Genomic DNA, 12414 nt, shown 5'->3' with positions numbered 1-12414 from the left:
GTGGTTCAGCCTGCCGATGAGCCCAAATAATCGCGCAGTTCTGGTGGCGGATTCTTAAACAGCTGCGATGTCTCTGAGGGTGGGTGCGCACGGCCACTCGCGACCAGAACAGTCTGGCTGGCGATCCGCTGCGCGTCCTGCGGGTCGTGGCTGACCATCATAAAGGTCGTTCCCGTCTCCGCCAACAGATCCGCGACAAGATCAAGCATCTCGGCCTTCAGGGCGGGGCCCAAGGCGGCAAAGGGTTCGTCCAGCAGCAATAGCTGCCGTCGCTGCACCAGAACCCGCGCCAATGCCACGCGGCTTTGCTGCCCACCCGACAACTCGGCCGGTTTTCGCGCTCCAAATCCGGACAGCGCAACGCGCGCCAGCGCGGTTTGGACCAACGATTGCTCCTCCTCCGACAGGCGTCCGTTCGGACGCAGACCCAACGCAACATTTTGCGAGACAGTCAGATGCGGGAACAGGTTGCCGTCCTGAAACAGCATCGCCACCGGACGCTTGCCCGGCGCAAGATCGGAGATCGGTTTACCCCGCCACAGGATCTGCCCTTGACTGAGGTCACGAAACCCGGCGATCGCCTCAAGCAGCGTCGACTTGCCCGCCCCGGACGGGCCGATGATGGCAACGCTGGCACCGGCCTCGACCTCAAAATCAGCCTGTATCGAAAAACCGCCATTGTTGATGACGCAACCGTCAAGTTTCAGCATGCGCCCGCCCTCCACGATCCAAAAGCCAGAATGCGCCCATCGACAGCACCAAAAGCAACAGTGCTGCACCCGCTGCGGCCTGCATCTGATAAGCGCCCATCAGGCGGTAAATCTGCAACGGCAAAGTTGCAATCTGCGGATCGGCAAACAGGGCGATTACGCCCAGATCCCCCATCGACAAAGCAGCGGCAAGACCTGCGGCAAAGCCAATTTGCGGACGCATACGCGGCAGCAGAATGCGCGTGAAAAAGGTTCTTCTGTTCATGCCCAACGACAGTGCCAGCCGCCCGTGCCGCAAGACCACATCGCGCGCTGCGGGCACCAGAACGCGCAGAGCAAATGGCAAGGCCATGACGGCATTCACCAGCGCCGTCACTGGCAGCGCGAACGCCGTGGGGTTGGCCACCGGACGGATCAGGATGAACAGGCCCGTGCCGATCACCAAAGGCGAAGCGGCCAGGCCCAGAATGCCGCTGATTTCGACAATTCCATACCGACCGGCCGCAACGGCCATGGCCATGGGCAATGCCAGCATCAGCAAGACCATCGTGCTGGCGATGGCGACAAGGATCGAAATCAGTGCCGCACGGAAAACCAAAACTGGCATCTCGAAAATGCCCGAAGCTCCGGAAATCACTACAGCCGCCAGTGGCAAAAGCAGAAAGGCCGTCGCAGCGATGATCCAGAACCCATCGAACAGGGGCGCGCCACCGTCCCAGCGGCGAATGGCCCGATCCAGCCCACTTCCGAAGCCGTCGCCGCGCGAAAACCTCAGCGCGGCAAGGGCAGCAGCGGCTGTCAGGGCCAGTTGCAGCGCAGACAACAGCGCCGCCCGGCCCAAGTCGAAATCATAGGTAAAGGACTGATAGATCGCCAGTTCGATGGTTGTCGCGCGCGGTCCCCCGCCCAAGGTCAGGGCAACGGCAAAGCTGGTCAGGCAAATCGCAAAGATCACCGCCAGCACGCCGGGCAGAATCCGCTTGAGCATCGGCAATTCGATCAGGCGGAACATCGTTCTGCCGTCACAGCCCAGTTGCGCGGCCAGGCGGAACCTCTCAGCAGGGATTTCCTGCCACGCCTGCAAGACCAGACGCGTGGCCAGCGGCAGATTGAAGAACACATGCGCCAACACAACGCCATGCAACCCGTAGATCCGTATCGGCGGCAGACCAAAGAGGCCCAGGACATCCGAAATCCACCCCGCGCGGCCAAAGACCTGCAACAACCCAAAGATCGCCACGATGACTGGCAGAATAAACGGTGCACCCAACAGCGCGATCAGGGCACGTCGCCCCGGAAATCGCCGCCGGGCCAGCGCGCGTGCCACTGGTATCGCCAATGCTGCGCTGAACAGGGCAGACAATACCGCCTGCACAAGCGTGAAACGCAAAGCCGCCCAATCCGCCGGGCCGAACCCACCGGCCGCATCAGCCCGCAGCGCAACAGCGGCCAGAGTCCCAAGGATCAGTGCAGCGACCAGAGTCGCCGCACCGATACCCGGCCAGGGGCTTACTGGCTGAGCGCGCCCAGCCATTCCGCAAGCGCCTGATCACGTGCCTCCGCAGCGTCTTCCGGAGAATACAGCAGCGATTTTTCTGGTTTGATCAGCGTGTCGAACCCATCCGGCAAGCCCGACGCCGGGGTCACCGCCGGATACATCCAATTGGTGGTTGGAATGATCTGCTGAAACGCTTCCGAGACCATGAATTGCAGGAACTGATCCGCCAGTTCTGGCTGATCGGTTCCAGCCAGTTTGGCTGCAACTTCCACCTGCATGTAGTGGCCTTCGTCAAACGCGGCAGCCGCTTTACTGGCATCTTCTTCGGCAATCAGGTGATAGGCGGGCGACGTGGTGTAGCTGAGAACCATATCCGCCTCACCCTCAAGGAACAGACCATAGGCTTCGGACCAGCCCTTGGTCACGGTCACGATATTGTCGGAAAGACCGGCCCAGATTTCCGGCGCTTCATCGCCATAAGCCGCCTTGACCCATAACAACAGACCCAGACCGGGCGTGGATGAGCGTGGGTCTTGAATGATGATCTTGGAGTCGCCATCGGCCAGTTCACGGAAATTCGCAGGTGCGCCGGCATCCGCATTATGGACAAAGGCAAAATATCCCCAGTCATACGGGGCAAACACGTCATCCGACCATTCGATGGGCAGCGCGTAGTCGGCGGCAATCGGGCTTGGTGCAAACAGACCGGTTTCCTTGGCTGCGGTGATCAGGTTCGTATCCAGCCCCAACACCACATCGGCGCCCGAGTTTTCGCCCTCGAGCCGGATACGCGACAGCAGCGCAGCGCCGTCTTCGACGCCGACAAGGTTCAGGTCGCAGTCACAGACTGCCTCGAACGCTACTTCTACTTTGGGGCCCGGACCCCAATCCGAGACGAAGCTGTCATAGGTATAAACGGTCAGCTGAGGCTTATCGGCCGCCACGGCCGTTGTTGCACTCAGAAGTCCCGCAGCAATCAGCAGATGTTTCATGTCATCCTCCATTGCGACGAGAGGGCAAGGATGGAAGAACCGTCACCTTTCCCTCCGCCGGTTCTAGCCGGTTCAGGTTCAACGGGTTCGCCGATGGCATCTCAGCGTATTGATCACGCACCCCGAGGTAAGGGCTTGACTAGGAGGGATCGGATCAAAAGACAACCGGATTCTTCCTCATTTGTACTTGCCTCAGTGATGTCAAGTTAGCAAGCACTACCGGGCGACCGAGCTGTTTCATATGACAGCACACAAGTATCCTGCTTGAACCAAGACAAGCCGGTGTCTCTTTTTGTCATGTCGGTGAAACTTGCAGGCGATCCGAACGTGCTGATCGTGGGCGAGCCGACAATGGTGCTGGAGGCTGCCGAGCAGGCGCAGATTTTCGAGCTGATTGATGACATCTAAGCGCTTAAAAATTCTGCTAGCGGTGGGAGAGGGACAAAAAATGGAGGCCAGACCCCCATTGGGCATCCTGTTGACCGCAAGAGCGATTTCATTACGATCTGCCCAAATCCACCTTATGCAGGGAGACGTGATGAACCACTCTCTCAGGACCAAGCTGGACCGTCTCGGGCCAAACGCGCTGTCGAAGCTTGAAACCGTCGGCTTTGACAGCAATCGTATGCGCCGGAGCCTGCCGCCTCTGCAAACTTTGGTCGCGTTCGAGGCGGCGGCGCGGCTTGGCAGTTTCACCCTGGCCGCCGCCGAGCTCAACCTGACCCAGCCCGCCGTCAGCCAACAGGTAAAACTGCTGGAACACAGGCTTGAGGTGGCGCTTTTCCGGCGCAGCAACAATCAGATCGTTCTGACCGAAAATGGCGAGCGTTTCAGTGCGGCGGTTTCCGCGTTGCTGGATAACCTGAGCGAGAGCGTGCACGAGCTGACCCCGAATGAGGGGCGCATGACGCTGACCGTCAGCATGCTACCCTCTTTCGCTTCGACTTGGTTTGCGTCCCGATCCGGGCGCTTTGTGGCGGCGCACCCGCAGATCGACCTGATCGCCCTGTCTACGGTGGCCAAAACCGAGTTTGGACAGGAAGGCGCCGACGTCGCCATCCGATGGGGCCCCGGTGGTGCCACGGGTCTGTATGAAGAACGGCTGATGAATGAAAACCACGTTCTGATTGCGGCGCGCGACGTGGCAGAACACATCGGACCAGACGCCGCGATCACCGACCTGAAGCGGTTTCCGATGATCCACGACACCAACCACAGCGAATGGCGCCAAGTCATTGAGATCAATGGTGGCGCGCCTGAGGATTTTGAAAAGGGGCTGTATTTCGGCGATGCCAGCGCATCCCTGAACGCCATTGCCACGGGACAGGGGATCGGCGTCACGCGCGATGTTCTGGCCGCTGATCTGTTGGCGCGGGGCGTGGTCGTACCTTTGCCATTCAAACAGGTACCCGGGCCGCATTCCTACTTTTTCCTCTGCCCAGAAACCCGGCTGGACCAGCCGCGCGCGCAAGCGTTCCTGACATGGTTGCGGGCTGAGATCGGCTCTGCCTAAGAAATTCTTTTGCACTTCCCAAGCAGACAGCATTTGTCGCGGGGTCAGGATTTGAGGACACTCGGTCAAACCATGCGCAAAGGAACGGCCAAATGGAGTTTTCGCTTTTCAACCTGATGACCAAACCGGTCGACGGCTCAAGCCATGCGGACGTGTTCGGGCAAATGCGCGACATGACGCGGATGGCGGATGATGCAGGGTTCGATATTGCGTGGTTTGCCGAACACCACCTGTCGAACTACTGCATCTCGCCCTCGCCACTGATGACCGCGTCGCATATGGCGGGGGTGACCAAGCGGATCGGTCTGGGGCCGGCGGTCGTGGTCATACCGTTCTACGAACCGCTGCGTCTGGTCGAAGACATCTGCCTGACCGATCAATTGACCGACGGGCGTCTGGTTCTGGGGCTGGGCACCGGCTATCAGCCACGCGAATTCAAGAAATTCGGGTTCGAGATCAATGACAGGCTGATGCGCGGCCTTGAGATCTGGGATTGCATCGAACAGGGCGTTTATGGCGGCGTGATCAACTTTCAGGGTCAGCACATCCGGATCGAGGATGCGGCACTGTCGATTGCCCCGGTGCAGGACCGCATTCGCACCTTTGCCGTGGGCAATGCCCCAGAGATGCGCCAGAAAATGATTGATTACGGGGCCGAACCACTGACCACCCCTGCCATCGGTCCCAACGCGATTATTGGCACCACGCGCAGGCTCTATCAGGAAACGCGGGCAGAAAACGGGCTGGGTCTCGTGGGGTTTCCCTTTGCCGTTCAACGCTACATCTATGTCGCCAAAGACAAGGCGGATGCCCGCGCCGCGGCAGAACAGGTGCTGATCCATGCCCGCATGGCCAACAACATGCGGCAGCCCGACCCGCAGATGGACGGGGCCGACCTGAAGATCGTACCGTTCGATCAGGAACCGGACATCGACACCGTGTTGCAGCGCGCCATTATCGGCGATGCCGAAGAGGTCACGCGCCGTATCGTCACCGAGGCGCAGGAATTTGGCATTACGCATCTGAGCGTCTTCATGCAGATCGCCTCAATCCCGTTTGCCGATGCCAGACGCTCGCTCGAAGTATTCTGCGATCAGGTGATGCCCGCCGTCAAAGCCGCCCTTGCCAGCGATCAACGCGCCGGGGTGATGGCATCATGAGCGCACCGAATTACGCGCTGGATGGCAAGGTCATTCTGGTCACCGGGGGCGCGCGGGGGCTTGGGCTGGCCATGGCACGGGCCTGTGCCGCGCAAGGGGCAAGGCTGCGGCTGATGGATCTGAATGCCGAAAAGGTGGCAGCAGCGGCCAATGCCTTGCGCGCCGAGGGTTACGATGCCGAAGCCGCAAGTTTCAACCTGACCGATTTCGCCGCCTGCGAGGCATGGATCAGCGATGTTGCCGCTCAGGCGGGCTCGATCTGGGGGCTGATCAACAATGCGGGTTTCACCAATCATGGCCATGCATCTGAACAGACGGTGGAGGATTACAAATCCATGTATGACGTCCACGTGTTTGCCCCTTTCGTGCTGGCCCGCGCGGCCTGTCAGGTGATGCAGCAGAACCCCGGCCCACAACGCGGGCGGGTCATATCGATCGCCTCGATCGGGGCCACCAATCCTCGTCCGGGCATCGGCAACTACTGTTCCTCGAAATCGGCCGTGGCGGGGCTGACACGGTCTCTGGCGGCGGATTTCGGCAAGGACGGGATCAATGCCAACGCCATCGCGCCCGGTTATGTGCTGACCGAGATGAACCGCAAAATTCTGAGCGATCAGGGTTTTGTGCGCCGCATCGAAAACCGAACCCCCGCCGCGCGCTGGGCCGAGCCCGAAGAAATCGCCGCACCAGCCGCCTTTCTGATGTCCGAGGCCGCGTCCTACATCAATGGTCAGACCCTCGCCGTGGACGGGGGCATGAACAATTATCTGCAAGCGAACGAGGCCTGAATGACGAAACGGTTACAAGATAGGGTCGCACTGATCACCGGGGCCGGTTCGATGGGCGACGGCATGGGCAACGGCAAGGCCACCGCCCTGCGGCTGGCGCAAGAGGGGGCGTTGATCTGCGCGCTCGACATCAACCTTGAAGCCGCGCAGGACACCTGCGCTCTGATCGAACAGAACGGCGGTCGCGCCACGGCTTTGGCCGCAGATGTGACCGATGAAGACCAGATCGCAAATGCAGTGGCGGCCTGTCTGGAGGCCTTCGGGCAGATCGATATTCTGCAGAACAATGTGGGCATCCTACGCACTGGCGGCGCAGCGGATACGACGGTTGAGGATTGGGACCTGATGGTTCAGGTCAACATGAAGGCCGTGTTCCTGCCGACCAAGCACGTGCTGCCTCATTTCATCGAACGGGGCAGCGGCGTGGTGACCAATGTATCCTCTATCGCCGGTCTGCGTTATCTGGGGGCGCCCTATATCGGCTACAACGCCACCAAGGGCTCTATCATTTCCTTTACCCGCAACCTTGCAGCCGAGGTCGCGCCCGATGGTATCCGCGCCAATGCAATTCTGCCAGGGTTTATAGACACACCCATGTCGCGTCAGGCCATTGTGGACAACAGCGCAGCCCCGGATCAGATTGATTGGGACGCGCTGGGTCAGCAGCGCGCCGCGCGCATCCCGCTGGGACGCGTTGGCACGCCGTGGGACGTGGCGAATGTGGCGCTGTTTCTGGCCAGCGACGACGCCTCGTACATCACCGGTACCGAGATCACGGTGGACGGGGGGGTTTCGTGCCGCGTCTGAGGTCCGGACGCGCGGCACGTATGCAAGCGCAACTGGCCTAGCAACCACGCCTGCCCCCGATCCTGCGGCGGCTGAGGCCACTTGAGATACTTGAACCGGACGAGATCGAACGCATCCATGATGCGTCCTGCACGATACTCGAAGACACGGGTATCGACTTTCGCGACCCTGTCGCGCTGGATCACTGGCGTGCCGCCGGGGCGCATGTCTACGGCGAACGTGTGCGCATCGACCGGGCGCTGCTGATGGCGCTGGTGGCCAAAGCGCCCGAAACATTCTGGGTCGAGGGGCGCGGCCCCGGAACCGCCTTTACCATGGGTGGCGACACCACTGTATTTTGCCCGATGACAGGGGCGCCCTTTACCCGGGACCTCCACGGTGTTCGCCGCTCGACAACCGAGGCGGTTGTGATCAGTTTCGCCCGCCTGACGCAAGCCTGCCCAAGCTTCCACATGGCAGGCGGCTTTACCTGCGAGCCGATGGACCTGCCCGTTGCCCATCGCCACCTGTCGATGATGCGCCACCATCTGGTGGAAACCGACCTACCGCTGTTCGGGATCGGCACCAGCCGGATGCGGACCGAAGACTGCATCGCCATGGCGCGCATCGCAACCGGGGAATTGATGGACCGGGCGGTAACGATCTGGATGCACGCATCCGGTAACTCACCTCTGGTCTGGGATCAGGCGATGCTGGATGGTGCCCGGGTCTTTGCCAATGCGGGACAAGCGGTGCTCTGCTCGCCCTTTGTACTGGCCGCTGCCAACACCCCCCGGCGGATTTCGCGGCCACCATTGCGCTGGTCAACGCCGAAGCGCTGGCGGCCATCGCCTATATGCAACTCTACCGGCCCGGAACGCCGGTGGTGTATGGGCAGTATACCGTTTCGATCTCGATGCAGTCCGGCGCGCCGATGGCGGGTACGCCCGAGGTGGCGCTGATCACACAGGCCATCGGTCAGCTGGCGCGACGCTATCGCCTGCCCTGGCGCACCTCGGCCAATCACGCGTCATCCAAGGCCTTTGATGCGCAGTCTGGCTATGAAGGCGCCACCACCCTGATGACCGGCATCAACGCCGGGGCCAACCTGATGTTGCACGCCGGGGGATGGGACGAGGGCGGGCTGACCATCTGCTATGGCAAGTTCATAGCCGATGATGAACAAAACCGGCTGATGGCGCGCTATGCACAGGGGATTTCATTTGATCGGTTTGGCGAGGCTCTGCAAGCCGTGGCCCGGATCGGTCCCGGCGGACATTATCTGGGCGATGCCTTTACGCTGGCCCGCTTTCGCGACGCCTTTGCAATGCCGGAAGAAATGGATTTCTCCAGTTTCGAACACTGGAGCGCGGCGGGCTCCCAAGACATGGCCACCCGGTGCCGCGCCAGGGCGCAGGCGCTGCTGGACGGGTTCGAAACCCCGCCCATGCCACACGATATCCGCGCCGAACTGGATGATTATGTGACCAGACGACAATCTGAGATCGACCCGACAGAACTCTAGTCACAAAGACCCTGCCACGCCGATATCGCTTTCGTAACGTTCATATCGCAATGAGTTTCAGGTAAATCCTGAAACGCCAGATGCGCTACCATTTGAAGGCTGACCTTCACAGGCTTCAAAAACTGGATACGTTGTCATATCACGCAGCGGAACGAGACATAGAATACAAACTATGCCGGCCCGGACCATTTCAGGCCCGGACCGCTCGCGACGCGCCTTAAGAGGCTAAGCCGCAAGACGAGGCATCGCTGTTGTTGGTTGAGTCCGTCTCCACCACGCCGTCGGCCGGATTGGCATTGACGGTGATCTTGAAGGGGACTTGTTCGCCACCTTTGACATCGTCCGGGAACACAAGCGACAAGGTGGTCTCGTCCCCGTTTGGCCCGAGCGCTGGTGTCGGCAGATCGACCACCACACCGCTCTGGAAGAAATCAACCCGTGTTGTCGAAGGCCCGGCGGGTCCGGCACCGATATTGCGTACGATGATCCTCAATTTGCGCGGTTCCTCACAATACCAAGCCGGGAAAGGCGGCGGACCTGGCGGGAAGGGCTGCACCGGGATCAAATCCGGCTTCTCTTCGGAATCCGGCGGTGGCGGAGGAGGCGGCGGCGGTGGTGGCGTCTTTTTGATCAGCCGGGGCGCGACCGGCTCGACATCGATTGTTTCCACCTCGCCGTCGCCATGGGCTGCAGTATAGACCGCAACCACATCCAACGGCGTCTCGCTGTCGATGAACACGAACCCTTTCAGGAAACAGCATTCGGCCACCCGCAAGTGCCGCGCCACATCCTCGCAATCGATCTCCATCGACTCCCAAGGTCCGAGTTTGTTTTTCGATCTGGAAGAGACATTGCCCGGTTTCTCATTTGGCAAGGCAGAGGAAATCCGCTTGCGAAAACGCACCGTATCTCCGCTTCCGTTGCCGATGTTGATTGCCGTGTGATAGCGGCCCGTGGACAAGATGCGGCCCTTGGAGCAGCCGCAAACAAACTTGACTGCATAGCGATACGTCATCTCTGTTTCTTCCTCCTCGCAGCAAGTGATGTCATCTTCGGCGCGATTTACCTCCATGCCACGGAGAGCGACGTTGTTGTCACCAAGAGCCAGCCGGGCGACAGGCAGGCTGCCTGCAATTGTCTCGACATTGCTGCGGTCGTCCGGCGTATCCACGCTGGCAAGGATATGCTCGTCGCACAGGTCCTCGGGGCACCATGGGATCGGGCCGACGATCACTTCGTCTCCACAATGCACTGGCTGACCGATGGGTTCGCCGACGACCAGCGGGGCCCAGTCATCCGGCCACGTGGCGCCCTTGCCGTCAGTTGCGCGTGCCAAAGACAACGTGACTGCATCGGCTGGGTAATTGCCTCGATTGCCGATCCGGACATAGAGGTAGTTCTCGACACAGCGGCGCGGTGTCTCGTGGTCGGTGCCGCCGTCAGGGCGGTGCCGGTTCCAGATGCCAGGCGCATTATCGCCCGGCTGATGCCAGGGGTATTCACCCTGCCGGCCGTCATCGACAAAGATGTCCACATCCGGTGGTGCTCCGTTGTAAAGCGCCTGCTTTTCGAAGCCCCAACGCACCACCTTGTGCGCCCAGCCCCCGGCAGCGCCATCGAAATCGGTGGTATTGCGATCGGATTCCTGCAGCGCGCTAGAGAATCCTTCGACTGTGTTAGGCACGATACCGGCCAGAAGCGGCACCGCCTGCAGGATCAGATAGACGGTGTAGCGGCTGGCATGCAGCCTGTCGTCCAGATCGGTGGAATCCCCGCCCAGAGACCGATAGATCCGGCCCAGCGTGGTGGCGTTGATCTCGGTCGAAAGATATCCGCCCACATCCATTGAGCCACCCCAGCCCCAGCCCGAGGCCACCGACCGGTCCCACCGCCGGGTGATCAGGTTGCTGAAGGGGAATGTGCGGAAGCGGTCGGGCGCGATGCCTTGCGGATCGTAGAGGATTGCCGCCAGCGCGTCGCCGAAACCGTGGCAGAAGCCAAAATTTGGCGAATTGAGGTGATCCCACAGCACCGCGTGGCCGAACTCATGCGCCGATACGCGTGAATCTGTGGCCATGCCCACGGTGGACCCATTGGCAGCCAGCGCATAGCGAAACCGCAAAACGCCATTGCCCATGGCATTGCCGGGTGCCTGGGCATTCACCGGCCCTGCTATGGGGTTGAACCAGCGGTGGTCCACATCCACCGGAAAGGTCACCCCGTCGAAATAGCTGGGCAGGTCGAAACCCAGCGACTGCACGAAACGATACAGGAAATCATGATTGTAATACGCACAGACCGCCGCGAAGTCGTCGCTATCGGCGGCATAGTCAAAGACCGAAGCAGCACCGGCGTTTTCGGTTGGGGGCGCGATATTCGGCGTATCAAGGTCGCGCACCGCCACCAGTTCACCGCTCAACTCGACCGGCGCGCCGCCGCCCGGCAGGATCAGGCGTTCCAGTTCCACCAGCTCGCGCTGTGCGTTCAAAAGTGCGACCGGTGCTGTCGGATCAAGCTGGGAATCCCCCGAAAGCGAGATCGGATCGTCGGTGAAAACATAGCCCGAAACACACCCCACCAGCGGTCGGATATAGAGAACCGCGACAGTCTCCCAGTCGACAAGCGCCCGCCAGTTCAACTCGCCATAATCGGGCAGTTTGCAGCCGAAATGCACAAGGCTTGCAAAGCGCCAGTCACCGTCCTTGACGGTCTTTGGTACACGACCGATTTCCGGCAACGGCGTCAGCTGTGCGCCTTCGATCTCGCCGGGCTCCTGATGCGGCAGCCGATGTTCGGCGTCATAGCGATAAAGGAAGTCTCGGGTATCGTTGATCTTGAACTTTGTGAACTTCGCCCCTTTGGCAGCCTCGCGCAGGACCGTGCCCGCCTGCTTTGCCCGATCAGTTGGAGGGGCAGAGATTTTACCGGGGTTGATATCGGATACCACGCTGGAGGCCGACCCGGTGACAATGTTGTCCGGGCCCGCCATGCGCACCGTCAGGCCCCGCTCCCAGACAGGAATACCGTTGAAAGTCTGGCGGAATGTGAAGATCAGAAAGGACTGCACTGACTTGGCTTCTTCCAGCCGCAGCTTGCTGCCTTCCTCGCGATCAAACGCGCCTGCCACCTGTTCTCCCATCCGGTCAAGAAGATCAGGCGTGATCCGATAGTGACCTGCGACATCGGCCGCGTAGGCTTGCGCCACATCCAGCGCGCTGGCCCCTTTTGTACGGCCGGACAATGTGTCACCGCGATGTTGAAGTCCGACGATTGCGCCGTTTGGCGCGCGTTCAAATACTGTTTCCGACATGTTTGTCTCCGTTCAATAGCGCCTTGAAACGCTGGCCCAGGGGCCCCGGATGGTCCGGTCAAGCTGCAAAAAAACTTGGTTCAAAATCGTATTAGGTAGCGCGATGACCGGAGAAACCCATCGGTGATCCTA

The 12414-nt window shown here is 60.6% G+C and carries 11 protein-coding genes and 1 riboswitch; of the genes, 7 read left to right on the top strand and 4 right to left on the bottom strand.

All coding sequences use genetic code 11. The features are described from left to right. Positions 1-5 precede the first annotated feature (5 nt). The 3 genes from ACR3E4_RS19260 to thiB are packed head-to-tail and all read right to left on the bottom strand — an operon-like array spanning position 6 to position 3200. Positions 6-710 (bottom strand): thiamine ABC transporter ATP-binding protein, encoded by a 705-nt coding sequence (locus tag ACR3E4_RS19260; protein ID WP_480530717.1) that lies wholly within the window; start codon positions 708-710, stop codon positions 6-8. Beyond that, positions 697-2244 carry a thiamine/thiamine pyrophosphate ABC transporter permease ThiP gene (locus ACR3E4_RS19255; protein ID WP_480530715.1) on the bottom strand — a complete coding sequence of 516 codons (1548 nt, stop codon included), beginning with the start codon at positions 2242-2244 and terminating at the stop codon, positions 697-699. The genes ACR3E4_RS19260 and ACR3E4_RS19255 overlap by 14 nt, the downstream gene beginning before the upstream one ends. Beyond that, positions 2220-3200, bottom strand: a complete 981-nt coding sequence (gene thiB, locus ACR3E4_RS19250) for a thiamine ABC transporter substrate binding subunit (protein WP_480530713.1) — start codon at positions 3198-3200, stop codon at positions 2220-2222. The genes ACR3E4_RS19255 and thiB overlap by 25 nt, the downstream gene beginning before the upstream one ends. 31 nt (positions 3201-3231) lie before the next feature. After that, positions 3232-3335, bottom strand: a riboswitch (TPP riboswitch). Positions 3336-3482: 147 nt separating this feature from the next. On the opposite strand from thiB, the gene ACR3E4_RS19245 reads away from it, so the two are divergent. The 7 genes from ACR3E4_RS19245 to ACR3E4_RS19215 all read left to right on the top strand — a co-directional run bounded on the left by ACR3E4_RS19245 (position 3483) and on the right by ACR3E4_RS19215 (position 8972). Then, the gene (locus ACR3E4_RS19245) at positions 3483-3608 is read left to right on the top strand and encodes a hypothetical protein (RefSeq protein ID WP_480530711.1); all 126 of its coding nucleotides are present in this window, start codon (positions 3483-3485) and stop codon (positions 3606-3608) included. Between the two features lie 130 nt (positions 3609-3738). After that, positions 3739-4713 (top strand): LysR substrate-binding domain-containing protein, encoded by a 975-nt coding sequence (locus ACR3E4_RS19240; RefSeq protein WP_480530709.1) that lies wholly within the window; start codon positions 3739-3741, stop codon positions 4711-4713. Between the two features lie 92 nt (positions 4714-4805). Further along, positions 4806-5873: an LLM class flavin-dependent oxidoreductase gene (locus ACR3E4_RS19235; RefSeq protein WP_480530707.1), complete on the top strand. Its 1068-nt coding sequence runs from the start codon at positions 4806-4808 to the stop codon at positions 5871-5873. After that, positions 5870-6661, top strand: a complete 792-nt coding sequence (locus ACR3E4_RS19230) for an SDR family NAD(P)-dependent oxidoreductase (RefSeq protein ID WP_480530705.1) — start codon at positions 5870-5872, stop codon at positions 6659-6661. Before ACR3E4_RS19235 ends, ACR3E4_RS19230 begins: the two co-directional genes overlap by 4 nt. After that, a complete protein-coding gene (locus ACR3E4_RS19225) occupies positions 6662-7468 on the top strand; it encodes an SDR family NAD(P)-dependent oxidoreductase (RefSeq protein WP_480530703.1) in 807 nt (268 codons plus the stop codon). It begins immediately after the preceding gene. 50 nt (positions 7469-7518) lie between these two features. Beyond that, positions 7519-8409, top strand: a complete 891-nt coding sequence (locus ACR3E4_RS19220; RefSeq protein WP_480531407.1) for a trimethylamine methyltransferase family protein — start codon at positions 7519-7521, stop codon at positions 8407-8409. Further along, the gene (locus tag ACR3E4_RS19215) at positions 8304-8972 is read left to right on the top strand and encodes a trimethylamine methyltransferase family protein (protein ID WP_480530701.1); all 669 of its coding nucleotides are present in this window, start codon (positions 8304-8306) and stop codon (positions 8970-8972) included. The genes ACR3E4_RS19220 and ACR3E4_RS19215 overlap by 106 nt, the downstream gene beginning before the upstream one ends. 217 nt (positions 8973-9189) lie before the next feature. Here ACR3E4_RS19215 and ACR3E4_RS19210 read toward each other — a convergent pair whose 3' ends face one another. Then, complete coding sequence (locus ACR3E4_RS19210; RefSeq protein ID WP_480530699.1) at positions 9190-12282, bottom strand: hypothetical protein; 3093 nt, start codon at positions 12280-12282, stop codon at positions 9190-9192. Between the last annotated feature and the right edge of the window lie 132 nt (positions 12283-12414).

It is taken from the genome of Ruegeria sp. AP11 (assembly GCF_056535865.1).
Note: the sequence above shows the minus strand (reverse complement) of the source record. Positions and strands in the feature narration are given on the sequence as shown.

Excerpts from the sequence above, each read along its gene's own strand:
- ACR3E4_RS19260 (WP_480530717.1), bottom strand. The coding sequence starts at position 710 with ATGCTGAAACTTGACGGTTGCGTCATCAACAATGGCGGTTTTTCGATA.
- ACR3E4_RS19255 (WP_480530715.1), bottom strand. The coding sequence starts at position 2,244 with ATGGCTGGGCGCGCTCAGCCAGTAAGCCCCTGGCCGGGTATCGGTGCG.
- thiB (WP_480530713.1), bottom strand. The coding sequence starts at position 3,200 with ATGAAACATCTGCTGATTGCTGCGGGACTTCTGAGTGCAACAACGGCC.
- ACR3E4_RS19240 (WP_480530709.1), top strand. The coding sequence starts at position 3,739 with ATGAACCACTCTCTCAGGACCAAGCTGGACCGTCTCGGGCCAAACGCG.
- ACR3E4_RS19235 (WP_480530707.1), top strand. The coding sequence starts at position 4,806 with ATGGAGTTTTCGCTTTTCAACCTGATGACCAAACCGGTCGACGGCTCA.
- ACR3E4_RS19230 (WP_480530705.1), top strand. The coding sequence starts at position 5,870 with ATGAGCGCACCGAATTACGCGCTGGATGGCAAGGTCATTCTGGTCACC.
- ACR3E4_RS19225 (WP_480530703.1), top strand. The coding sequence starts at position 6,662 with ATGACGAAACGGTTACAAGATAGGGTCGCACTGATCACCGGGGCCGGT.
- ACR3E4_RS19215 (WP_480530701.1), top strand. The coding sequence starts at position 8,304 with ATGCAACTCTACCGGCCCGGAACGCCGGTGGTGTATGGGCAGTATACC.
- ACR3E4_RS19210 (WP_480530699.1), bottom strand. The coding sequence starts at position 12,282 with ATGTCGGAAACAGTATTTGAACGCGCGCCAAACGGCGCAATCGTCGGA.